We start from the raw sequence: 23,346 nt of genomic DNA on the forward strand, positions 1-23,346 counted from the left end.
CAACAAAAATGAAGAATATATTAATTTTAATAGCATTAGTATTTAACTTAACATCTTGTTTAAGCCAAGATATAAATAACAAAAATATGGACATTAATAATACAGAATTATTTAAAACAGTATTAAATGTAAGAGTAGGACTTTTTAAGCGATTAAAAGCAATAAATCAATTGGATTTATCAAATAGTAAAGAAATTGTAAATGAATTAATAAAAATACTAAATAGACAAAAAACTGATCCAATACCAGATTTAATAGATTCTGATCCTGTAGCAGATGAAAGAATAATAGATTTACATATAATAGGACTACTTAATAAATTAAAAAATACTACTGAAAATAGTAGAATATCAGTTTTGGTATCTAAAGCAATACCTTTTATTAGAGAATATGATGATGAGAGAAAAATAGATGCAAAAATTATAAAATCTATAAATAATAAAGAAGTGTTTTCTAATATAATAAGTTTAACAAGGATTAATGATCCTGTAATTATAGAAAATGCTGTTGTTGTTTTAAATAATTTAAAATTTCCAAATGCTCCCGTAAGTGGAGATGTAAGTTTTATGTTACCACCTACAAGATTTAAATTTAAATTTAGCTATTTAAAAGATGAAATGGACTTATATGTGAATAAATCAGAAGGTAAAATACAACTTTCAGAAGGTGTTAAAAAATTTGTTGAAAGTAATAATATCCAGCGAGCAAATGATAACGAATTTGTAGAATACGAAAGTTCGCTCATTGAAGTATTAGAAAAAAATATATCCGATATATTTGATTATTATATAGAAGGTAATAAAATTATTATTTGTACACATATAGAATCAGCTAAAAAATGGCAAAATTGGTGGGATGTTAACAAAGAAAAATTTTGAAATTAGAATCAAAAATTATCGAAGTTTCTATGAATATTTTTAATAAAAATGAGCCGTGTTATTAGAGCATTTATTTTAAAACAACTAATAGAAGTAAAGATGTCGTAAATAAGAAACCTATCAAATAGATACATTTAATTAAAAATATTTATAAAACAAAAACAGTTTATGAAGATTTGATGCAAGTTCAAGTTCAGATTTACACAAGGTTCTGAAATAGTAAAACCTGCTGTGAGGCAGGTTTTTTTATTGAATTATGGTGGCGTGGTAACATATACCACGAATCTTAATTTTCAATGTCTAATTAATCCTTAATAATCTCAAAAGGCCATGTATAATGGCTCGATGCGTAAGGGTTTCCGTTTCTGGGAGTAATTATTTTTACTTTTATTCTGAATTTTGTACCCACTGGAAAATTGGTGGTTAAAACCTTGGAACATTGTACAAACATTGTTTCTACATAAGGGTCCTGATCCGGAAGAGGCCTGATATGAACTGAGGCGTATTTACCCTTTTCTTTAATTAAAACACTTTGTACTATAATGTAATCATACTCCATATTTATCTTACTTTTTTTTGTTAGAATTTATCTTAATATTTAGCTCTTCAAATAGTTAAAATAACGGTTACCAAATTTATAAAAACAGGTTTATAATGGATTACGTATTTATACTTAAATTATATTAATTCTGATGGCGGATTTGTACCCGTGCCTTAACTTTCCCGTAATATATACTCAAGGATGCAAACCCGTGATAGTGCTGTTTTTGCAATTAAAAGAGCATGGAAATGGAACCGAATCTGAAAGTGAGGCCGCCGAATTTTGTGGATGAGCGTTTGTTTTAACCAACCTTGTCGAAGTTTAAAATCTTTGACAAGGTTTTGAAATAGTAAAACCTGCTGTGAGGCAGGTTTTTTATTGAATTATGGTGGTGTTGTAACATATGCCACAAATCTTAATTTTCAATTTCTATAGGATTAATTGATTTGAAAGAGGTTTATTTTTCAAGACTTATTTCTTTGTTTGCCATTTTTAGTTTAATAACTTTTCCTTTACTATCTTTTATTTGCTCAGTTTTTAAAGGGATAAATTTTTCTATTTTATCAGCTTCTTTGTAAAAGTTGTTTTTATCAACAGCGTATTTATAATTTCCTTTGAGAATTTGAAAGGTTTTAACATCTGTAGATTCTATTTTTGAGATCTGTATTCCACCACTTGTTGGATGAAAATAGTATATATTTTTATGGTCTTTCGCAAACAAAGAATTTTCTATTTGTTGAAATGTATTAGGATCAATTTCCTGAGGAATAACTCCATTAAAGTATTCTGCCTCTTCCAAGTGACCATTAAATTCTCTTTGAGCAAACGTTCTATGGTAAAGAAATCCATGTTCGTTTTTATAAAAGTCATTTTTAATAGGTATTAGTTTTGTACTGTCTTTTAAATCATATTCTGCAGGATTTGTTTGATAGGATTGATTTGGTGTGTTTTCTGGTTTTTCCTGTAATGGTCGAATTTTATGGGTTTCTTTTTTTTCCGAGCAAGATATTAAAAGAAATACAATGGAAAAAGTAATGATTTTTTTCATTATATATATTTTCCAATAAATGTACAAAGAATAGGCACTTGTTTTAAAACTTTTTAGATATTGAAAAACCTGCTGTGAGGCAGGTTTTTTAATTATAATGTTGATGAGATGTCAAGGTCATTGTAAAGTTGTGAAATTATATCTATAAAATTACTCCTTTCACAAATCTTAATAAGTTCTTCAAAATTGTCAGTTGTTAAATGCTTTAAAAGTAATTCTTTTTTCAGATTATCTGAAAGTTTTGAGTAATAAATTCCCCAAATTAAACTTGTTTTGTCTTTATGGGTAAATTTAATATTAAAGTTTAAACTTAGTCCAATGAGTTCAGATAACCTTTCATCGAGGTCTTTTCTCTGCAATCTTTCTTTACACCAAATCGTAATTGCTTTATTCGGTTTAGGATACCTTAACAGTCTGTTACGTATGTGTTCTGAAATTGCATAATTATCAATTAACCATTCAATATTATTTTGTGATAATTCAATGTCTTTAATGATTACACTTAGACTCCAAGAAATTGTCTCGTTTACTTCAGTGATTAATGATTTAAAAATAAAAAATAATTTATCAGATATTACATTGTCAATAAAAGCTTTCTCCCATTGCCAACGAATTAATTTTATAAAAGTAATTCTCTGAAATCGTTGATTATTATTTATTTTTTTTATAGCCGTGTCTAAAAGATAATTTAGAATACGTTTTTCAGGTTTCGTATATTTAATAATATCTTTATACTCAAGAATAGTCTTATAATCCTGTAATATTTCATCTGGAATATGAGGTGGAAAATGTCTTAAATAATAATTTTCAAGCAAAATAAATTGTTCAATTGTTAATTTCATTTTGACTATCGACTTGTGTAAATTTATAATTGTATTAAAAATCTTTTAATCTATAATGACTAATTATTTAATGTTGTATCTCTTATAATTTTAAAAAAAGCATCTTCTATATCACTATCCGCTAATTCTGTTTTACAAAATAATTTATTTCTAATTCCATTTTTTTTAAAATCAATTGCCCAACCATTCCTTTTTCGAACTTTTGTAATGGTATAGCGGTCTTTAGCATATACTCCGGTCCAATTATCATTATCGACGAGTTGCCAATCAATAAAAAAATTAAGTTTTTCAATTGATTGTCTAAATTCAATGCAACTTTGATATCTTGATGTTTTATTTTTGTTTATTGATTTTCTTAATATTTTTAATATTTTTTCGGGAATATGTCTGAGAAAGATCCGCGGGGGATATTTATCTTTTTTAACTGCTATAAGCCATTCGTTATGCGAAGCAAATGTGAAAGGTATACTATTTGTGTTATTAAGTAATCTGTAAAAGGTAATTCCCATTGCATAAATATCACTTTGCTTGTCCATTGGATTGCCCTCTATTACTTCAAGAGGTTGATGTGGCTTGTAACCTGCTACATCACTTAGATCTATGTGGTAATCTATAGAAAGACCAAAATCAGATAGCTTGGGTTCTCCATTATCTCCAAACATAATATTTCCTGGTTTAATATCTCTATGTAAAATATTATTATTATGCGCGTGTTCCAAACCTAGTAAAGCCTGCTGAACTATTTTGCAACTTTCTTGGCTACTTATAAATCTTTTTTCAATATGCTTTTGAATTGAACCTTTAGCAAGATATTCCATAGATATAATAACAACAGGTTCTCCATTAAAATTTGTAGATCTAACATCTATTACACTGACAATATGTTTGTGTCTACAAAAGTCTAAAACTTGCCCTTCTTTTATAGCTTGAACAAGTTTTGTTGGATTTGGGACTTTAATAACCTTTATAGCCACTTCCTTTTGTAGAAAAGGATCAAAACATAAATATACATGACCAAAAAAGCCATTTCCCAAATGATCAATTATTTGAAATTTATCTAACGTATTAATTGACATTTTATATTTTATAAGAGATTAAACCATGCGACTAAAACAGCTTCTTTTGTTGCTTTATCCCAATATGGGGGATTATTACCAATTATTGTATCAATATGCTTAAATACATCTTCTTTTTTACTAAGACCAAATTTTGTTGCATTAATAGCTTGTGATGAATAGCTATTTATAGAAATATTTTTTCTTTTAGCTATTAAGTTTAGTATTGCTTGAGGATAACATGATGTTCTAATTTGGTCTAATGAGCTAAGATTAAGAGATATTTTATGAGATATTTGGATTGGAGAATGTTTATCAATTATTAATGTAATCTGAGTTTCAAACCATTCCATCAGTTCTGCAGTATCAAAATTATTTGGATAAACAATTTTATTTTTTTCAACTATTATTGGAGGATTTGTTGAGCCATCAAGAGTACAAAATCTTAAATCATTTTTAGTAAAGTTAAAGCCTAAGTATTTCATTTTAATATGGTATTAGTTATATATTAGAAATTATTTAAAGATAAATAATATTTATTATTAATAATTACGGTTTCCCATAATCAAAAACTTCCAGCCTCAAAACAACCTCCTCAACACCTCTGAATCTTTAAAACAATAGTAAATATTACAATGTTCTAATCCTTAATAATCTCAAAAGGCCATGTATAATGGCTTGATGCGTAAGCACGATTTCCGTTCGTGGGAGTAATTATTTTTACTTTTATTCTGAATTTTGTTCCTACTGGAAAGTTGGTTGATAAGACCTTGGAACATTGTACAAACATTGTTTCTAAATAAGGGTCCTGATCCGGAAGAGGTTTTATATGAACTGGGCCGTGTTGACCTTTTTCATTACTTAAAACACTTTGTACTATAATGTAATCATACTCCATATTTATTGTATTTTTTGTTAGAATTTCTCTTAGTATTTAGAGGCTGTTTAAATTTTTAAAATCTCGCTGATCTGGCAGATTATACAGATTTTTATACCTGAAAATAATCTGCTCAATCTCCTAAATCTGCGCGAGAAATATTTTTCTTTAGCAATTATGTCTGCATCATGATTTTTATTGAATAAATTTTAACAGGCTCTTTAGATTTTCAAATAGTTTAAATAATGGTTTTCAAATATATAAAACAGGCTGAATAATGCATTCCGTATTTATACGTAATTATTATAAAACTTCCAACTCAAAAACAACCCTGTTTTCAACCTGCCCAACACCTCCGGAGCTTTGAAACAATAGTAAAACAAACCTCCGGAGTCCTCCGTTGGTTAAAAACAATAGTGTTTGTGACTTCCGTACTTCTCCGGAAGTCTCCTGCATGTTGCGGGAAACCTCCGGAGTGCTCCGGAGGGGTGTTTTAAGGTTGTTTGTCACTTAACAACTTTTTTATATATTTATTTTTTAAATTATTAATCAAAAACACAAACAAATGAAAATTGCACTCACAAAGCTGAACACCAAAGATCTTGCGACTTTGGCTCAGAGAATTATTTCCAATGCCCAGTCAGGAAAATACCCTGTCATTACCAATCATCCTCTTACAGCGACTTTGGAAGCTTCCTACACCGAGTACGATAAGGTATATGCGAAGCAAATCTATAGCGGAAAAGGAAAAGATATTGCCATGGCAGATTATGAAAGGGATGTAGCGTATACCAATCTGAAGGCATTCCTGAACGGTTACCGGAAACTCCCTTCCGCGCTCAATTACCAGTTGGCAGAGGAACTGTATGAGGTATTTAAGACCTTCGGACTGAATCTTAACCGCCTAAGCTATTCTTCGCAGACTGCCCAGATGAAAAAGCTGATCGAAAGACTGGAGCTTCCGGAAAATATGCAGAAAATCAATGCACTTTCCCTGAATACGGCTTTTGAAGAAATGAAGATGAAACACCAGGATTTTGAAACCCATTTTGCAGAACAGGCCGAAGCCAATGCCGGCCTTCGCCAGATGAAAAGCGCCTCCGCCATCCGCAAGGATCTGGAAAAAACATTGAAGCTCTACATTAGTTTACTTACCGTAATGAAAGACGTTCCGGGTTGGGAACTTGCATACACCGATAATAATGAGCTGGTAAAGGCAGCAAAGAATTCTTCTGTGATTACATCAAAAGAGCAGGGCTCAACAGAAAAGAACCCGTAAAGTACAGGCCTAATGAAGGAATATTTAGAACCAAAACCTAAAGAGTCTTGGAATAACAGAAAAATAAAGACAATAAAAAACCCTCCAAAAGAGGGTTTGTATCATTAAGGATTAAGGACGAATTACAGGTCTGCATGCACATAAGCAGTCCTCAAGGCCAGATGTCTCATCACATAAACCCACTGCTGCACATTGGTAAATGTACCCAACTTTACATAATGGAGTGCCATTACCTCCATTTACCTGCTTTAACTGTTCTCTAGAAATCCTTTTTAAATTTTTCATAGTAATTGTTTAATTTGTTTGAATTTCAAATATAACAATATTCCCTGTGCGAAGATTTATTTATTTACTTTTTAAGGAAATATTAACTTTTTTTGTGTTTGATCGCAAAAAAACTCAGCGCAATGCTGAGTTTTTTATATAGGACTTATTTCTTTGGTTTGTTGGGAAATCGCAAAGGCGCAAGATTTTTTTAGCAGTGTGGATATTTAAGGCGCAAGAAAATCAAAAGATTTTCAGCTATGCATTCATTATAAATCTTTGTTCTTGCGATTATTTTTAATGATTAAAGAAAAATATTTCTCTCGCAGATTTAGGAGATTGTGCAGATTTATTTTCAGTAATAACAAATCTGCGTCATCCGCGAAATCTGCGAGAGAATCTATAAAATATAAATTGAAAAGCTTTTATAGATTGAAGCTTTACTTTTTATACATTTTGAGTTCTGCTTCCAGTCTTTGGTTTTCTTTTTTCAGAAGCTCTATAAGATCTCTCTGGCTTTCCAACAGGAATTCCGGAACGTTACAGTAATAATTCCCGCTTACATTTCCTATATTACTGCTATTTGTATTGCTGTCAAAATTATTGATTTGTTTAATTTCCTCGCCATCTTCGTATATTTCCTCCAATGGAACTTCCAGAAAACGGGCAATTTTATCCCATTCATCTTTGAAGATCTTTACATCTCCGCTTTCTTTTCTGCTGTAGTTGGACACATCTGTTGCAATGATATCAGCAATCTGCTGCTGCGTAAATCCTTTTCTTTTTCTTACGCCGCGTAGTTTTTCTTTTTGCATAACCGTATTTTCTACAAATATGCAAAATATTACTCAAAAAAAACAGTTGTTGGCCCTGTTCCGGACAAGAAAATGCATGAACCCAATTTATCCTTGCATTTATTTTTAATGATTAAAGAAAATATTTTTCCCGCAGATTTCGCGGATGACGGAGATTTTTTTATAGCTGAAAATAAATCTGCTCAATCTCCTAGATCTGCGAGATTTTAAAAAATTTAAACAGCCTGTAAATAGAAAAATGGAATTATTTTTCCACGCAAAGGTTTATTTTTAAGCTTGCATATTTCAAGGGAAGCAAAGGGTAGCGGCTGCACCGCTGATGAAGCTTCGGATAAACCGTCCGCTTAATCGAATCAATCTATTTTTTAATGATTAAAGAAAATATTTTTCCCGCAGATTTCGCGGATAACGCAGATTTGTATAACTGAAAATAAATCTGCTCAATCTCCTAGATCTGCGAGATTTTAAAAAATTTAAACAGCTTGTAAATAGAAAATGGAATATTTATTTTTTTCACGCAAAGGTTTATTTTTAAGTCTGTATATTTCAAGGCAAGCAAAGGGTAGCGGCTGCACCGCTGATGAAGCTTCGGATAAACCGTCCGCTTAATCGAATCAATGTTAATTGATCCCTTCTTTGCAGGCTCAAAAAATATGCAGCCTTAAAAATAAACCTTTGCGTCAAAAAAACTTTTAAGAGTAAAACAACACACCCTATTAAGCATCATAAAACACCCACTTAGCCAAATCAATGTTAAAATATTTCTCCTCAGATTAATCATGCGAAATAATTATTTTCAAAATTTTCACGCCACATTCCAACCTTTCCCCACCATCCTGCATCTTTATATAAAAAGAGACTATGAAAATCACCATACCAAAACCGTGTCATGAAAACTGGGAAACAATGTCTCCCGATGCAAAAGGAAGATTTTGTTCCGCCTGCTCCAGGACTGTCCGGGATTTCACCATTGCTTCTGATGAAGAAATAATAGATCTTTTTGCCGATTCTTCAGAGAATATTTGTGGCAAATTCCATGAATCCCAGCTGAACAGAAATCTTCAATATTCTTATCTCAACTCAATGTTTATGAAGTTTGCAGCAGGTTTTATTTTGACTGCGGGAGGCCTGGTTTCTGTAAATGCACAGCAGAACATCACAAACGATACTTTAAAGACGGAAGAAATAAAAGAAGTGGTTGTTCTTGGATTTAATAAGCAAAAAAATCAAAAAATGATGCTTGGAGCAATTACAGTAATACCGGCAGAAGCTTTAGTAAATACTAAAGAAAACGCGACAGCAGGACTTTCTCCAAACCTATCAGGATTAATGGTTAGCCAGATGCCGGGAACTAATTCAGGCGGACAGAAAATAAGGATTGGAGGAGCACACATAACTTCGGGAAATAATCAGAAGCCTTTGGTGGTAATGGATAAAAAAATAATCAGCCTAAAGGATTTAGAGGAAGTAGATCCCAATTCCATAAAAACCATGAATATTCTGAAAGCTTCCGCTGCCACTGCATTGTATGGTGAAAAAGCTAAAAATGGGGTAATAATAATAACCACCAGGAAAAGAAAATAAAGAAGTAAATAAAAAGTCTGCGGCAATCGAAGATTGCCGCAGACTTTTATAATGCAGCAGAAGCTTATTTTTTCACAGCTGCAATCGCTGCTTCATAGTTCGGCTCCTGCGAAATATCGGCAACCTGCTCTTCATAAACAATTTTTCCTGAAGGATCTATCACCACAACAGCTCTGCTTAGAAGGCCCTTCATCACAGAATCTGTGATTTCCACTCCATAAGTTTTTCCGAAATCCGAACGGAAATCTGAAAGCATCACAACATTTTTAATGCCTTCTGCACCGCAAAATCTTTTCTGGGCGAAAGGCAGGTCTTTGGAAATACAGAGAACAACCGTATTCGGCATTTTGGCCGCATCTTCATTAAAATGGCGTACAGAAGCCGAGCATACACCCGTATCTACGCTTGGGAAAATATTAAGGACCAAAAATTTTCCTTTGTAAGAATCAAGCGTTTGATCCTTCATGGCAACATCGGTAAGGGTAAATTGGGGAGCCGCTTTATTTACCGATGGCAGTTTGGCGTACGTGTGTACTGGCTTTCCTCCCATCAAAACAGTATTCTGAGCGAAACTAAATACCGAGAAAAACAATACGGTACTGAAAATTAATCTTGAAAACATAAGTTCTATTTTTAAGCAAAATTATTCTTTTTTTAGCCTCCGTTCATTAATTTTAATTCAAATACCCGCTAAATAGAACAAATCTATCAGCCTCCTATTTTTTTTACCAATTGTAACATCTACCTTTATTCTGTAAAAGGTTAAACTTTACATTCAAATTATAAAAATAAAAATCTATGAATTCAGTAAACAAGCCGTCATTGCAGGATATTTTTAAAAGCGAAAACGAAATTCCCGAAGAATATAAAGTTCCGGAGATCCACCAGAAGGTCTATCTTCTCAACGGAGAACTGGTAGAATGGAACGGGGAAGTTCAGAATATCTATTCTCCCGTCTGTATTCCCACGGAAAACGGCCTGGAAAGAAAGCTCCTGGGAAGCATTCCCAATATAAGCCCTAAAGAAGCTATGGATGTTCTTGAGGCTTCCGTGAAAGCCTATGACAACGGTCTGGGAGAATGGCCTACGATGTCCGTTGAAGGGCGTATACAGTGTATGCAGAAATTTGTTTACCTGATGATCCAGCAGCGTGACCTGGTCATTAAACTGCTGATGTGGGAGATCGGGAAAACCCTGGCAGATTCCACCAAAGAGTTTGATCGTACTGTAGATTATATCAACCAAACCATTGATGCACTGAAGGATCTGGACAGGGAATCTTCCCGTTTCCAGCAGGCCGAAGGAACCATAGCCCAGATAAGAAGAGCTCCACTGGGGGTAGTACTAAGCATGGGACCTTTCAATTACCCTTTAAATGAAATCTTTACTACGCTTATTCCTGCACTGATCATGGGGAATACCATTCTGTTCAAGCTTCCCAAGCATGGTGTTCTGGCCCATTATCCATTACTGAATGCATTCAAAGAAGCCTTTCCGAAAGGAACTGTAAATACCCTTTACGGCAAAGGTTCAGAGATCATCACCCCAATCATGGAAAGCGGAAAAGTGAATGTTCTGGCCTTTATCGGGTCCAGTAAAGTGGCGAACGGACTTAAAAAGCTGCATCCTAAAGTGAACCGCCTCCGTGCCATCCTTAGTCTTGATGCTAAAAATGCAGCAATTGTAACTAAAAATGCCGATCTGGATGTTGCGGTAAGCGAATGCATCCTGGGATCGCTTTCATTTAACGGTCAGCGCTGTACGGCATTGAAGCTGATATTTGTTCAGAAAGAAATTGCTGAAGAGTTTACTGAGAAATTAAGTGCCGCCGTTTCGGCATTGAAGCCGGGTCTTCCGTGGGAAAAGGATGTGAAGGTAACTCCGCTTCCGGAAGTCAACAAACCGCTTTATCTGAAAGAATGTATTGATGATGCATTGGCAAAAGGAGCGAAAGTTTTAAATGAAAACGGAGGTTTTACCGAAGAATCTTTTGTTTTCCCTGCCGTGGTTTATCCTGTTAACAGCGATATGAAGCTGTATCATGAAGAGCAGTTCGGGCCGGTGATCCCGGTGGTTCCGTTTGAGGATATAGAAGAGCCTATTGATTACCAGGTAAATGCTTCACATGGGATGCAGGTAAGCATTTTCAGTGAAGATCCGCAGGAAGTTTCCAGACTGATTGATCCTTTTGTGAACCTGGTAAGCCGTGTCAACATCAATTGCCAGGCACAGCGGGGACCGGACGTTTTTCCGTTTACAGGAAGAAAAGACAGTGCAGAAGGAACGCTTTCTGTTTTCGATGCGCTCCGTTCGTTTTCCATCAGGTCTCTGGTAGCCGCGAAGCTTACGGATTCCAATAAGAAATTATTAAATACAATTGTGAGAGAACACGATTCTAATTTTTTAAGCACCGACTACATTTTCTAGACAGATTTTTGGTTCTGTTTAATGAATCTGTTTAAATTTCTTTGTTGGAAAATCGCGAAGGCGCAAAGTTTTTTAAATTGTGTGGATATTTTCAGGCGCAAGAAAATCAAAAAAAATTCAGCAAAAACTCTATATGAAAAGCTAGAAATTTTATCGAAGATAAAATCTTTGCGCCTTTGCGATTGGCCAGCTATATAAGATGTAAGCTTAAACAGATTTAATATAATAATCCTCAATAAATTTATTTTTTGAGGATTTTCTATTTTATTTTGAAAGCATTAAATAAGCTGTAAATAAGAATGTCATTATGAAAAAAAGACATTGAATTTTATTTTTTGATGTAATTTTTTTTTAAAAGCTGTAACATTTGTATTTTTTGTCCTACTAATTATTGGAAATATAAAATGTTAGTAATTTATGGGTCTGTGATGGCTCAGATTTTAGCTGGCTGTTCAACCTATAAGCCTTTTAAAAAGGAGTTGATGGATAAATTATTCCGTAGTACAGAGTTCTGTTTTCAAAACAAATGTTGAAGCAGAGCTTAAAAACACACAAAGCGAGATCCGGCAGAAATTTTTCTGCCGGGTTTTTTATTTTTAAGGGCCTGTTTAAATTGTATTCAGTAAAATTATGATGCAGAAATAATTAAAAAATATTTCTCCCGCAGATTTATTTCAGTTATACAAATCTGCTAAGTTTTAAAAATTTAAACAGTCTCTAAGAAATGTCTGTAACAATTTTTTATATTTAAAACTAACTCTATAGAGCCCGGAATCATGAAGCCATTAGAGCAGGAATTTTTAGATAAAATTGAAAAACATAAAGGAATCATTTTCAAGATTTCTAAAATGTATATGTCCGAAAAGGATGACCGCGACGATCTTTTTCAGGAAATAACTTACCAGATCTGGAAGGCCTATCCGAACTTCAGGGGACAAAGTGAATTTTCTACCTGGCTGTACAGGATTGCCCTCAACACAGCTATTATTTTTCTGAAAACAGAGAAGAAAAGAAGTTTTATTTCTAATGAAGACTTTTCCGGGTATAAGATCATTCAGGATGAGTACGATTATGGAAAGGAAGAAAAACTAATCCGGATGTATCAGGCAGTTCTGCAGCTGAACCCCATTGATAAAGCCTTCATTTTTTATTATCTGGAAGATTTTTCTGGAAAAGAAATCGCAGAGCAGATGGGAATCTCTGAAGGAAATGCAAGGGTAAGAATGAACCGCGCCAAAAATAAACTGAAGGATATTTTAAACTCAAATAAATCATAATTTTTAAATCAATACCAATGAATATAGAGGAATTAAAAAATGTTTGGAATGAAGATGTTTCCCAGGAAACCCCTGAAATAAGTATTGAGCAAAGAAATAAGATCCACCTTCCGCTGGAAAAAATACGTAAAAATATGCGCATGGAATTTTGGTTTGTAATCGGGGTATTTATTTTTTCATTTATAGTATGTGCCTTCTGCAAACCTTTTAAATTACAGTTTTATATTACCGTTCTTGTGACATCCATGCTCATCGTCACAATCTTCTTTTTCAGTAAATTTTTCAGGCTTTACAATGAGATCAGCAATCCTATGCTCAAAACCTATGATGCTTTGAAAGACCTGGTGATGCAGGTGAATCTCAATAAGCAATACTATCTGTCGTATTACCTGAGTTTTGTGCCTTTCATTGTCTGTGAAATGATCATTGTAATAGAATTTATACCCTGGCCTCAGCCTATGAGTGAGGTGAAAATTGCCGTGATCCTGATAAGCTCTGTTACAATAGGACTTTTTGCATTGTTTATAAGCGGGAAATTCTGGTTTCACCGTTATTATGGAAGGTATATCATACCAATAGAAGATCTTTTGAAAGAATTGAAAAAATGATGGGTTTAATGATGGGTTTCGGCGGGCTGGAAGCCCGCCGAAACCTTTAAAAACTATTTAACTGCTTTCTCTTCTGCAATCTTATTTTTCACCCATTCCAGCTGCGGGTCTTTTTTATCGATGATGTCCTGCATGCTCTCAGTGATCGTAACATCGGGAGTAACTCCTCTTTTTGTATCCATAAAATTGATGTTGGGCTGTACCAGCAGTAATCCGATAGGAAGATTGATTTTTGAATGGGGCAGTTTCTGGTAAGAATAAAACCCGGCTACCGTTCCGTCATTTGCGCCGCCTGTTTCTTCGCCAACCAGTACCGCCCGTTTATCATATTTCAGTTTTGCCGTAATAATAGATGATGCGGAGAAACTCCCGCCGTTGATCAGCACAAATACTTTCCCCTGAAAAGCATTCTTATCAGGTTTTGTCGGTTGGTCGGCTTTCATTTTGTAATATACTTTGCCATCCTTTTTATAAGTACTGAAGGTCTGTGCAAAAACATAAGTAGGATAGGCAAGGCTCTTAAAGGCATATTGGAAGGGAGTGCTTTTCCTGAAATAATTGGTTTTTAACGGAGTGATCCTTGAGGTAAGCTGTGACGGCTTGATGAGGACATACGGCTCCGCTGACAGGTAGGAATACAGGTTATTGATCTCGTGAAGAGATCCGCCGTAGTTGTTGCGGACATCTATAATCAGATATTCAGATCCCGCATTTTTTATTTTAGCAAAGGTTTCCCGGTAAAACTTATCCGAATAATCGCCTGAAAAACTTTTTATTTTGATATAAGCTGTTGTGCTGTCTTTATCCAGGAATTTAAAATTCCGGTTATAGGAATTGTTGAAAGCTACATAATCATTCAATTTCTTTTCCGGAGTTCGTTTTTCCTGTTCTTTATCCTTTTCCAGGTCATTTTCAGATTTAGATTCCCGGTGCAGCGTATAAGTTTGCTTTTTTCCGTTGTACAGCGTTTCTAAAGATGCCGTATCTGCAAATCCGTTTTCTGCGGTATAAAAATTAAAGAAAACATCCTTCAGGAAATATGACTGAAAAGTGGTATTATACCCGTCACTGCTGATCAGTTCCCGGTATTTCTTTATATATTCGGATGCAGGAGTATTATTGATAGCCAGTACTTCAGTTCCCGGCTTTATATTTTCTATTGAATCTTTATTTTGAATGATATATAAATGGTTGTCTGTTATGTGGTATTCAAAACGGCTGAACATTCCCTTTTTATTCTCAAGGGCTTTAATCTGTTTTTTTGTAAATTTTTTTCTTGGAATTCTCAGTGCCAGATGTCCTTCACGGATATCGGCGATCACAGGCTGTAGTTTAAAATAAAACTGAAGCGGAGTTAAAGGCTGGTCGATAGTCTGTTTAAGACTGTCAAATTTATGGTCAAGATCCTTTTTGGAAATATACCAGTAAAGCTGGGGATGCATTTTTTGAAGCTTTAAGTAGGCATAATCTATGTCTTCCTTAAGCTCTTCAGGGCCAATGCACTCCACTTTCTGCTCATTATGCCTTCTTATAGATGTGCATGAGGAAAGTGCTGCTGCCAGCAGTATGATCGAATAATTTTTCAACTCAGTTTGAATTTTTTTTCAATCTGCTAAGTTATAAAGTTTAGAAATACTCTGATTTAAATAAATAATAAATTATTCAGAAAGCTTTATAAATTAAGTTAAAAAAATACTTAAATAAAGTGAAACAGAATAAAAGGCTCTGGGCATCTTATGTTTAGAAACATTAGTTACGATTCCCTTTTAACAAGAACTTTTTCCCATCAGTTCAGAGAATGATGGGAAGAATGATTCAGGCGTGCCATATGTCCTTATATCTTGCAGGGTGGTTTTCAAACTGCTGGCGGACAAAATCACATTCGGGATCTACCAGCAGATCTTTTTCCTCGGAATAGCGTACCAATTCGTCAAGAAGCATTTTGGCGTATCCATGACCTTCGCGTTCTTCAATAATTTTAGTGTAGTAAACAGTCAGCAGCCTTCCGTCAATTTTTATAGACATATATCCTGCTTTTTCTCCGTCAATAAGCAGCTGCAGTTCATCCTGATATGGTGATATCTCAAACTTTATATTTTCCATAGTAGTAAAGATTTAGTTGAGTTAAAAAAACTTGCTTCACTCCAATCCGTAAAGCATTTAATAATCCGGCAGTATCATAAATCCGCTTGGATTTATACTTCTCATTCTTAAAATTACAAATTAAAATAATACGAAGGATGAGTTTCCGGAAACTTAACAAATTTTAAGGTACTTTGGTTTCGTTCAGCAATACAAATATTTTCTGTGTATTGATTATTTGTAAGTGAAACGGCTTTGTTTACATTACGTTATTTTAACTCTTATCCTAGAGTCAGGTTATTTAACAAAGATTGTGAATAGATGTAAATTCTTGGCATTTTAATTGACTATACTAAAACGGTTTAACTTTAAACGAGATATAGATGAAAAAAATATTAATTGCATTAATGCTTGCAGGCACATTTGGCCTCACCTATGCACAGTCAGATTATTATAACGATTACAGAAGAAGCATAACAGATATCAACTGGCAGACGGTGGCTGCAGATCTTCTCCTTTCTGCCACGCAGACCAACCAGCTGAATGCTTTAAACAGCAGATATAGAGATTATGATTCCTGGAACAGGGCATACGTAAGCCATCCGGACCGATGGAGAGAAGACCGGTATAATGAAGTAGAAAGAATTCTAGGAAGGGAAAAATACACTAAGTTTAAAACAAGATACTATAAAGGTCAGAATCCTGTAGCTGTTTATAACCGTAACAAAAATAACTACAAGAAAGTTAAAGCGCACAAATCCAAAGTGCATAAAATGGATAAAAAACACGGGCATCACCATTAGACCCGTGATCAATTATATATTCAGTTTTAAGTGGCCGGCATTTGCCGGCCGTTTTTATTATTTGTTTGAATTTTATAACTTAGCAGTATGGAATCTAAAGAAACAATAAAAGGATTTTATCTACGCAATGAATCTATGGAAAGGCATGATGCTGTTACCACTTCCGGAGTGGGGCACTTTAATGTGTTTTCACGTGAAAGCTGTTCACTCATAACGCCTTACAGCAGGAGAGATTATTATAAGATTTCACTCATCATAGGAAAAGGAAAGCTGCACTATGCAGACAAATGGATCTATGTAGACCGTCCAGTGCTGTTGTTTTCCAACCCTGTGGTTCCATATTCCTGGGATGCAGATGATGAGGACCAGACAGGGTGGTTCTGTCTTTTTACAGACCAGTTCCTGCAGAATGGTTCACGCCTTGGAAACCTTTTAGATTCACAGCTTTTTAAAATTGGGGGAACTCCTGTTTTCTTTGTAGATGAAGAACAGCAGAAGATCGTCTCAGATCTGTTTGTCAAGATGATGTCTGAAATTCAGACTGAATATATGCATAAGTATGATATGCTTCGTGCCTGCCTTCATCTGCTCATCCATGAAACAATGAAAATGCATCCTGCAGAGACCTTTGAACCTTATCAGAATGCCTCCCAGAGGGTCGCATCCCTGTTTATGGAACTCCTGGAAAGACAGTTTCCCATCGACAGCCCGGAAGCATTCCTGAAATTAAAAACCCCTAATGACTATGCACAAAGTCTTTCTATTCACGTAAATTCTTTAAACCGTGCTGTAAAAGAAATGACAGGAAAAACAACAAGCCGGCAGATTGCTTCAAGGATCGTTCAGGAGGCAAATGCATTACTGAAACATACGGACTGGAATATTTCCGAGATTGCTTACGGATTGGGATTTGAAGAGCCTGCCTATTTCACTAATTTCTTTAAAAAACAGACCGGATTGGCTCCCAATGCAGTCAGGACGGCCACTGTTTGAATTTTATAATTCTTAGTTTGAATTCTATAGAGTATCCAATCCATTCTTGTTCTAATTTTGTCCTATCAATTTAAAATCACAGCAATTATGAAATTCAGAAAATTAGGAAACACAGGAGAGCAGTTGTCTGCAATAGGATTAGGGTGTATGGGAATGAGTTTTGCATATGGCCCGGCTGATGAGCAGGAAAGTATCAATACGCTGCATAAAGCATTGGATTTAGGAGTGAATTTCTGGGATACCGCAGATATGTACGCTGCCGGAGAAAATGAAAAGCTGATCTCAAAAGTTCTGGTTCCGAACAGGGACAAGATCTTTATTGCCACCAAATTCGGATTCAGGTTTAAAGATGGAAAGCCAAGCCACAGCGGAGCGCCCGGAACCTATTTCGACGGTTCACCGGAGTGGATCAGACAGGCTGTTGATCTGAGTCTTCAGAGACTTAAAATCGATACCATTGATCTCTATTATGCCCACAGAGTTGATCCGAATATCCCGGTAGAAGAAACAGTAGGAGCAATGGCCGAGCTGGTTAAAGAAGGAAAAGTAAAATACCTCGGGTTATCAGAAGCTTCCGCAGAATCCATCAGAAAGGCCAATAAAATTCACCCAATCACAGCTTTGCAGTCGGAATACTCTATCCTGACCAAAGATGTGGAAAAGGAAATACTTCCGACCATCAGGGAGCTTGGGATCACACTGGTACCTTATTCTCCGCTTGCCAGAGGGCTTTTTGCCAATATCAATGAGGTGCAGAATTTTGGTGAAGAGGACTTTAGAAAAACACTTCCGCGTTATCAGGAAGAATATTTGGAAAACAATAAAAACCTGGCAAGAGAAATCAATGAATTTGCAGAGTCTAAAGGGGTAAAAGGTACTCAGTTAGCTTTAGCCTGGGTACTGAACCAGGGAGGAGATATCATACCGATTCCGGGAACTAAGCGTATTAAGTATCTGGAAGAGAATATTGCAGCGGTGAATATTGATCTTTCACCATCTGATCTGGAAACAATAGATTCACTTCTGAATAAATATCCTAACATAGGCGAAAGATATACCGAAGGCTCTATGAAACTGGTAAACAATTAAAAATATCATATTCCGGATTTCTGGTTTATTCAGGGATCCGGAGTATAAAAAATACATATTCATTATGAACAGAAGAGAACTTTTAAAAAACGGACTCATGGCCGGAGCATTCAGTTTTGTTCCGTTTTCTGATGTTTTTGGCAGTCCCAAAATACTCTCATCGCATTACGGAGAAGATCTTTCAGCATTTAAAAAGCTCAGACTTGGAGACTTGGAGCTGTTCATTCTTACGGATGGATATATTCATGAGAAAAGCCTCGACACATTTGCCCCGAGAGCGGACGTTTCCCAGTTGAAAATGATTTTAAGAGATCATTTCCGTTCCGATGATTATATAGACATGGCCATGAACCTGATGCTTGTTAAGACGAAAGACAGATTGGTCCTGTTAGATGCCGGAATGGGGATTTTTGCAGATGAAAGGACAGGATTTATTCTGAAAAGTTTGCAAAAATCGGGATTTTCTCCGAAAGATATCACAGATGTTTTTATTTCCCACGCTCATCCGGATCATATTGGCGGGGTGGTGGATAAACAGAATAATCTGGTTTTTCCCAATGCGGATCTTTATATTTCAAAGATCGAGCATGACTTCTGGCTGCAGGCTTCCATCAAAGATTTTAAAAACAGCTTTTTAAAGAACCAGCCGGAGTTCCTTAATCAGGTTATTCCGCCTATTCAGAATATTCTGAAAACGATCCGTCCGAAGCTGAAATTTTATGACTTTAAAAAAACTTTGCATGACCATTTCAGTTTTCAGCTGGCGCCGGGACATACGCCAGGCCTTACGGTTATGACGATTTCTTCGGGTAACGAAAAGCTTATATATATTGCAGACCTCGTCCATTCCGATGTTATTCTTTTTCCACATCCTGAATGGGGATTTTCGGGGGACACAGATCTGGATATTGCTACAGAATCCCGTAAAAAATTACTTAAGCAACTGGCAGAAACTAAGACTAAAGCCTTTGCCTACCATCTTCCCTGGCCGGGACTTGGTTTTACAAAGAAGAAAGATACCGCCTATGAATGGATTCCGGAGAGTTTTATGAATTAACCAACAAACGAACTTAAATTTTCTACGACATAGTTTTTCATAATAAATCCTTTCAGAAATGAAGGGATTTGTCTTATTTAATTAGTTAATGGGAGGAAATTTTAACAGTAAATATGGGTCTGTAATAAATTTATTCTAAATATATTGTAACATTTCGCAGGCTTCGTGATCTAAAGGATATAAACAAAAAACATTTTGAAATGTATAAAAATAAAGGGTTGAAAATGAACTTTTTGGTTCCGGTTGGATTATTATTAGTTATGCTGCCCAATATAATGAAAAGGTGGGGGATTGGAAGTGATACTTGGTTTTGGGTTTTTATGATCTCAGGAATACTTTTGGAAATCATCGGAATTTATAGAATGAAGCAGTTCAAAAAAATGCAGGAAAGAAATTAAAGCTTACCCAGCGGATGAATTTCGATGAAATCTACAATACGTACGCGCCAAAGATCCTTAGGGTCTGTCTGGGATATTTCCATGATCAGGAGAAAGCAAAAGATATCACCCAGGAAACTTTTATAGCAGTATGGGAAAACTTTTCAAAATTTGAAAACCGTTCTTCTATCGGCACATGGATTTTTAGAATAGCAACTAATAAATGCCTGCAGGAAGTCCAGAAACAAAGCAAGCGTCCCAGTGTTGAATTTCCACCTAATTTGAAGCAGGAAGATCCGGATCCGGATAGAGGAAAACAGGTTGAAAGATTATATAAATATATCTCTGAACTTCCCAGTATAGACAGGATTATTATTTCTCTGTTTCTGGAAGAGCTGTCTCAGGAAAAAATAGCGGAAATAACAGGGGTCAGCCATGCCAATGTCCGTGTAAAGATTCATCGGATCAAAGAAAAACTTTTAGATAAATTTAGATCGAATGAACACATTTGAAGAAATAAAAGAATTGTGGCTGTCGGAGCAGGAAGTCATACCGCCTAGCGATGAAATCATACAACTGGTGAAAAAGTATCAAAATAGAAAAAAAAGAATGATCTATTTCATGATTTTTATTTTGATTCTTCTGGTGCTTATTTTATGCTACGTCTTTAGCTTCCAGAATTGGAAATTATGGACAACCCCTCTTGGTGAAATTATTATTGTAGGTGCCTTTCTTTTGACAATAAGTATAAAGATGAGACTGCTAAAAAAAGAGAAGCTTAATTACCTTAAAAGTAACAAGGAATATCTGGAGGAAATGAAAAATATAGTCTCTGGCAGAAGAAAAGTGGGGCGGACGGTATTTTTTACATTTATACTGTTCGGATCTGGATATGGTATTTTCATTTTTGAGTCAGTGTATCCGGATATTCGTATGATGTTGATGACCTACTTGGGAATTTTACTTTATATGCTTTTTATGTATTTTGTATTCAGGTTGATCGTCAATAAATATCAAAATAAGCAAATAGAAAAACTATTTAAAAATATAGACCATATTAGTAAACAGCTGTCAGATTAATTTGATATTACTTTTAATAATAGGTTTTCTTTTCTGCAATAAAAAAGCCCCTTCTTTTAAAGGGGCTTTCATTTATATCAGTCGGAGAATTAGATTCCGTCAATAATTTCATTTAAAACAGTGCTTGGTCTCATGGCTGCATACGTTTTGTACGTATCAGTTTTGTAGTAACCGTCAATATCCTGAGCTTTACCCTGAGCGCTTATCAATTCTTCGTTGATAACAGCTTCACTTTCCTGCAATGCTGCTGCAACCGGAGCAAAATGAGCTGCCAATTCAGCATCTGCGGTCTGGTTAGCCAAAGCTTCAGCCCAGTACATGGCTAAATAGAAATGTGAACCTCTGTTGTCGATCTGGCCTACTTTTCTTGCAGGCGACTTATCAGTTGCCAGGAATTTAGCGTTAGCCTCGTCCAATGCATCAGCTAAAACCTGAGATTTTGTATTTCCCTGCGTCTGAGCCAAATGCTCTAAAGAAGCCTGAAGCGCTAAGAATTCACCCAGAGAATCCCATCTTAAGTACCCTTCTTCCAGGAATTGCTCAATGTGTTTTGGAGCAGATCCTCCGGCACCTGTTTCGAATAAACCTCCTCCGTTCATCAATGGAACGATAGAAAGCATTTTTGCAGAAGTACCCAGTTCAAGGATAGGGAAAAGGTCGGTTAAATAATCTCTCAGTACGTTTCCTGAAACAGAAATGGTATCTTTTCCTTCTCTTGCTCTTTTCAGTGTTTCAGTCATCGCATCTTTTACATCAAGAATTCTGATGTCAAGACCTGTTGTATCGTGGTCTTTAAGATATTTTTCTACTTTTTTGATGATTTCTCTGTCGTGTGCTCTTCCTTTATCTAACCAGAAAATGGCAGGCGTATCAGATAATCTCGCTCTGTTTACCGCTAATTTTACCCAGTCCTGGATTGGAGCATCTTTAGTCTGACACATTCTGAAAATATCGTTCTTTTCAACTTTTTGAGAAAGAAGAACGTTTCCTGCTTCATCCTGAACTTCAATTGTTCCGTCTGCAGTTGCCTGGAAAGTTTTATCGTGAGAACCGTATTCTTCAGCTTTTTGAGCCATTAAACCTACGTTTGGAACAGAACCCATTGTGGTAGGGTCTAATTTTCCATGAGCTCTCATGTCATCAATAACTGATTGATAGAAACCTGCATAAGAACGGTCCGGGATGATACAAACCGTATCTTCTTCTTTCCCTTCTTTGTTCCACATTTTTCCTCCGCCTCTTACCAAAGCAGCCATAGAAGCATCAACAATGATATCAGAAGGAACGTGGAAGTTGGTAATACCTTTGTCGGAATTTACCATAGCCACTCTTGGCCCGTTAGCTAAAGCCGCTTCAATATCAGCTTTGATTTCAGTTTCCTGAGCGTTTCCTTTGATTTTTTCGAAAAGATCGGCAAGACCGTTATTTGGATTTACATCTAAAGACTTGAACGTCTCAGCATATTTAGTGAAAACATCTTTGAAATAAGTTTCTACGATAGCCCCGAAAATAATAGGGTCAGAGATTTTCATCATCGTAGCCTTTAAGTGAGCAGAAAGAAGTACGTTTTTGTTTTTAGCTTCTTCAATAGCTTCTTTTACAAAAGCTTTCAAAGCGTTTAAGTTCATTACTGAAGAATCGATAATTTCTCCAGCCTGAAGACCTGCAAAATCTTTCAATAAAGTTTCGGCACCGTCATTTCCTTTGAAAACGATTTTGTATTGTGTTGCGTTTTCTAACGTTGTTGAAGTTTCAGTTCCGTAGAAATCTCCGGTATTCATGTGAGCAACGTCTGTTTTGCTGTCAGAAGCCCAGTCACCCATTTTGTGAGGGTTGGCTTTTGCATAGTTTTTAACCGCTTTTGGAGCACGTCTGTCAGAATTTCCTTCTCTTAATACAGGGTTTACGGCACTTCCTAAAACTTTGGCATATTTAGCTTTAATTGCTTTTTCTTCGTCATTCTTAGGCTCTGCAGGATAATTGGGAACTGCGAAACCTTTAGACTGTAATTCAGCGATGGCCTCGTCTAACTGAGGGGCTGAAGCTGAAATATTGGGTAATTTGATAATGTTTGCATCGGGTTGAGTTGCCAATTGACCTAATTGAGCCAACGCATCATCGATTTTCTGATCATCCTTCAAAAATTCAGGGAAGTTGGCTAAAATTCTTCCTGCCAAAGAAATATCCGGAACTGAGATCTCAATGTTTGCTGATTTTGTAAATGCTTTTACAATAGGTAAAAACGAGTGTGTTGCCAACATAGGAGCCTCATCCGTAAGGGTGTAATAGATTTTTGATTTGTCTGACATTATACTGTTATTTATTATTTGATTTTTTTAAGACTCACAAATTTACTAAATATGATTGTTT

24 protein-coding genes and 1 pseudogene are annotated in these 23,346 nt (G+C 35.4%); 13 read left to right on the plus strand and 12 right to left on the minus strand.

Annotated features, from left to right (window positions below; translation table 11 throughout):
• Window positions 1-8: 8 nt before the first annotated feature.
• Entirely contained in the window at window positions 9-878 is an 870-nt protein-coding gene (locus IX38_RS18700) for a hypothetical protein (RefSeq protein ID WP_131368714.1), read from the plus strand.
• 304 nt (window positions 879-1,182) lie between these two features.
• Here the strand turns inward: IX38_RS18700 and IX38_RS18705 are convergent, their stop codons facing one another.
• The 6 genes from IX38_RS18705 to IX38_RS22785 all read right to left on the minus strand — a co-directional run bounded on the left by IX38_RS18705 (window position 1,183) and on the right by IX38_RS22785 (window position 5,751).
• On the minus strand, window positions 1,183-1,437 hold the full coding sequence (locus tag IX38_RS18705; RefSeq protein WP_034707466.1) for a hypothetical protein: 255 nt from the start codon (window positions 1,435-1,437) through the stop codon (window positions 1,183-1,185).
• Between the two features lie 439 nt (window positions 1,438-1,876).
• Window positions 1,877-2,467: a DKNYY domain-containing protein gene (locus tag IX38_RS18710; protein WP_034707467.1), complete on the minus strand. Its 591-nt coding sequence runs from the start codon at window positions 2,465-2,467 to the stop codon at window positions 1,877-1,879.
• 92 nt (window positions 2,468-2,559) lie between these two features.
• Window positions 2,560-3,309, minus strand: a complete 750-nt coding sequence (locus IX38_RS18715; protein ID WP_034707468.1) for a hypothetical protein — start codon at window positions 3,307-3,309, stop codon at window positions 2,560-2,562.
• A gap of 59 nt (window positions 3,310-3,368) precedes the next feature.
• Complete coding sequence (locus tag IX38_RS18720; RefSeq protein ID WP_034707469.1) at window positions 3,369-4,385, minus strand: serine/threonine-protein kinase; 1,017 nt, start codon at window positions 4,383-4,385, stop codon at window positions 3,369-3,371.
• Between the two features lie 8 nt (window positions 4,386-4,393).
• The gene (locus tag IX38_RS18725) at window positions 4,394-4,849 is read right to left on the minus strand and encodes a hypothetical protein (protein ID WP_034707470.1); all 456 of its coding nucleotides are present in this window, start codon (window positions 4,847-4,849) and stop codon (window positions 4,394-4,396) included.
• Window positions 4,850-5,544: 695 nt separating this feature from the next.
• On the minus strand, window positions 5,545-5,751 hold the full coding sequence (locus tag IX38_RS22785; RefSeq protein WP_131368715.1) for a hypothetical protein: 207 nt from the start codon (window positions 5,749-5,751) through the stop codon (window positions 5,545-5,547).
• A 55-nt stretch (window positions 5,752-5,806) separates the two neighbouring features.
• Between IX38_RS22785 and IX38_RS18735 the strand changes: the two genes are divergently transcribed.
• On the plus strand, window positions 5,807-6,520 hold the full coding sequence (locus IX38_RS18735) for a DUF6261 family protein (protein WP_034707472.1): 714 nt from the start codon (window positions 5,807-5,809) through the stop codon (window positions 6,518-6,520).
• A gap of 231 nt (window positions 6,521-6,751) precedes the next feature.
• Here IX38_RS18735 and IX38_RS23585 read toward each other — a convergent pair.
• Window positions 6,752-6,805, minus strand: a pseudogene (locus IX38_RS23585) (bacteriocin-like protein); the annotation flags it as partial.
• 419 nt (window positions 6,806-7,224) lie between these two features.
• Window positions 7,225-7,599: a helix-turn-helix domain-containing protein gene (locus tag IX38_RS18740; protein WP_034707473.1), complete on the minus strand. Its 375-nt coding sequence runs from the start codon at window positions 7,597-7,599 to the stop codon at window positions 7,225-7,227.
• An 861-nt stretch (window positions 7,600-8,460) separates the two neighbouring features.
• On the opposite strand from IX38_RS18740, the gene IX38_RS18750 reads away from it, so the two are divergent.
• A complete protein-coding gene (locus tag IX38_RS18750) occupies window positions 8,461-9,183 on the plus strand; it encodes a TonB-dependent receptor plug domain-containing protein (RefSeq protein ID WP_034707475.1) in 723 nt (240 codons plus the stop codon).
• A gap of 64 nt (window positions 9,184-9,247) precedes the next feature.
• Here IX38_RS18750 and tpx read toward each other — a convergent pair whose 3' ends face one another.
• Window positions 9,248-9,805: a thiol peroxidase gene (tpx, locus tag IX38_RS18755; protein ID WP_228378000.1), complete on the minus strand. Its 558-nt coding sequence runs from the start codon at window positions 9,803-9,805 to the stop codon at window positions 9,248-9,250.
• 176 nt (window positions 9,806-9,981) lie between these two features.
• On the opposite strand from tpx, the gene IX38_RS18760 reads away from it, so the two are divergent.
• The 3 genes from IX38_RS18760 (at window position 9,982) to IX38_RS18770 (ending at window position 13,495) form a co-directional block, all read left to right on the plus strand.
• The gene (locus IX38_RS18760; protein WP_034707476.1) at window positions 9,982-11,610 is read left to right on the plus strand and encodes an NADP-dependent glyceraldehyde-3-phosphate dehydrogenase; all 1,629 of its coding nucleotides are present in this window, start codon (window positions 9,982-9,984) and stop codon (window positions 11,608-11,610) included.
• 776 nt (window positions 11,611-12,386) lie between these two features.
• Window positions 12,387-12,887, plus strand: a complete 501-nt coding sequence (locus IX38_RS18765; RefSeq protein WP_034707477.1) for an RNA polymerase sigma factor — start codon at window positions 12,387-12,389, stop codon at window positions 12,885-12,887.
• Between the two features lie 17 nt (window positions 12,888-12,904).
• The gene (locus IX38_RS18770; RefSeq protein ID WP_034707478.1) at window positions 12,905-13,495 is read left to right on the plus strand and encodes a hypothetical protein; all 591 of its coding nucleotides are present in this window, start codon (window positions 12,905-12,907) and stop codon (window positions 13,493-13,495) included.
• A gap of 53 nt (window positions 13,496-13,548) precedes the next feature.
• On the opposite strand, the gene IX38_RS18775 is transcribed toward IX38_RS18770, so the two are convergent.
• Together IX38_RS18775 and IX38_RS18780 are read right to left on the minus strand one after the other, a co-directional pair.
• Window positions 13,549-15,081, minus strand: coding sequence for a S41 family peptidase (locus tag IX38_RS18775; RefSeq protein ID WP_034707479.1), 1,533 nt, complete (start codon window positions 15,079-15,081; stop codon window positions 13,549-13,551).
• 229 nt (window positions 15,082-15,310) lie between these two features.
• The gene (locus tag IX38_RS18780; RefSeq protein ID WP_034707480.1) at window positions 15,311-15,598 is read right to left on the minus strand and encodes a GNAT family N-acetyltransferase; all 288 of its coding nucleotides are present in this window, start codon (window positions 15,596-15,598) and stop codon (window positions 15,311-15,313) included.
• Between the two features lie 362 nt (window positions 15,599-15,960).
• Between IX38_RS18780 and IX38_RS18785 the strand changes: the two genes are divergently transcribed.
• From IX38_RS18785 to IX38_RS18815, 7 genes are all read left to right on the plus strand, one after another.
• A complete protein-coding gene (locus IX38_RS18785) occupies window positions 15,961-16,380 on the plus strand; it encodes a hypothetical protein (protein ID WP_051884893.1) in 420 nt (139 codons plus the stop codon).
• A gap of 87 nt (window positions 16,381-16,467) precedes the next feature.
• Window positions 16,468-17,373: a helix-turn-helix domain-containing protein gene (locus IX38_RS18790; protein ID WP_034707481.1), complete on the plus strand. Its 906-nt coding sequence runs from the start codon at window positions 16,468-16,470 to the stop codon at window positions 17,371-17,373.
• Window positions 17,374-17,460: 87 nt separating this feature from the next.
• Window positions 17,461-18,462, plus strand: a complete 1,002-nt coding sequence (locus IX38_RS18795; protein ID WP_034707483.1) for an aldo/keto reductase — start codon at window positions 17,461-17,463, stop codon at window positions 18,460-18,462.
• Between the two features lie 64 nt (window positions 18,463-18,526).
• On the plus strand, window positions 18,527-19,519 hold the full coding sequence (locus tag IX38_RS18800; RefSeq protein WP_034707485.1) for an MBL fold metallo-hydrolase: 993 nt from the start codon (window positions 18,527-18,529) through the stop codon (window positions 19,517-19,519).
• 200 nt (window positions 19,520-19,719) lie between these two features.
• Window positions 19,720-19,917 carry a hypothetical protein gene (locus tag IX38_RS18805; protein ID WP_034707486.1) on the plus strand — a complete coding sequence of 66 codons (198 nt, stop codon included), beginning with the start codon at window positions 19,720-19,722 and terminating at the stop codon, window positions 19,915-19,917.
• Window positions 19,918-19,931: 14 nt separating this feature from the next.
• Window positions 19,932-20,408 (plus strand): RNA polymerase sigma factor, encoded by a 477-nt coding sequence (locus tag IX38_RS18810; RefSeq protein WP_034707487.1) that lies wholly within the window; start codon window positions 19,932-19,934, stop codon window positions 20,406-20,408.
• A complete protein-coding gene (locus IX38_RS18815; protein ID WP_034707488.1) occupies window positions 20,395-20,976 on the plus strand; it encodes a hypothetical protein in 582 nt (193 codons plus the stop codon). Before IX38_RS18810 ends, IX38_RS18815 begins: the two co-directional genes overlap by 14 nt.
• A gap of 89 nt (window positions 20,977-21,065) precedes the next feature.
• On the opposite strand, the gene IX38_RS18820 is transcribed toward IX38_RS18815, so the two are convergent.
• A complete protein-coding gene (locus IX38_RS18820) occupies window positions 21,066-23,285 on the minus strand; it encodes an NADP-dependent isocitrate dehydrogenase (RefSeq protein ID WP_034707489.1) in 2,220 nt (739 codons plus the stop codon).
• Window positions 23,286-23,346 lie beyond the last annotated feature (61 nt).

Origin of the sequence: Chryseobacterium luteum (genome assembly GCF_000737785.1) — a bacterium.
GTDB classification, from domain to species: domain Bacteria; phylum Bacteroidota; class Bacteroidia; order Flavobacteriales; family Weeksellaceae; genus Chryseobacterium; species Chryseobacterium luteum.